This window comes from Clostridium boliviensis, from assembly GCF_033342255.1.
Lineage (GTDB): Bacteria > Bacillota > Clostridia > Lachnospirales > Lachnospiraceae > Lacrimispora > Lacrimispora boliviensis.
Window position 1 is genome coordinate 1 of record NZ_JAWONS010000069.1, and the last position, 436, is coordinate 436.

The following is a 436-nucleotide window of genomic DNA, read 5'->3' on the forward strand; positions in this document are numbered from 1 at the left end:
TGGCCAAGTCGACGATGCTGGCCATGATCTGGGTGGTGCTCACCCTTTACGGCGCGATTCTCACCGGATTTGTCGGATTTGCGGCGGCGGAAAAGGGCCTCGTTTCCGTGGCGGATCCGGAGCATATTTTCATCGCCTTGTCCAATCTGCTCTTCAATCCCTGGGTCGCCGGATTTATGCTGGCGGCGATCATGGCGGCCATTATGAGTACGGTCGACTCGTTCCTGCTGGTCACCTCCACCGCCCTGGCGGAGGATTTCTACAAGCGCCTGTTCCGCAGAAACGCTTCGGAGAAGGAATTGATCTGGGTGGGACGCATCGGCGTGTTGCTCGTCGCGGTGATCGCCATCTACCTCTCCTTTGCCCAGGAGCAGAACGTCCTGGAGTTGGTTTCCTACGCCTGGGCGGGACTGGGAGCCACCTTCGGTCCGCTGGT

At 59.6% G+C, this 436-nt stretch carries 1 protein-coding gene; it reads left to right on the forward strand.

Going from position 1 to position 436, the window contains the following annotated elements; genetic code table 11:
• Window positions 1–436 (forward strand): sodium:solute symporter family transporter (locus RZO55_RS02980; RefSeq protein WP_439100019.1); only part of this gene is annotated, 436 nt, incomplete at both ends.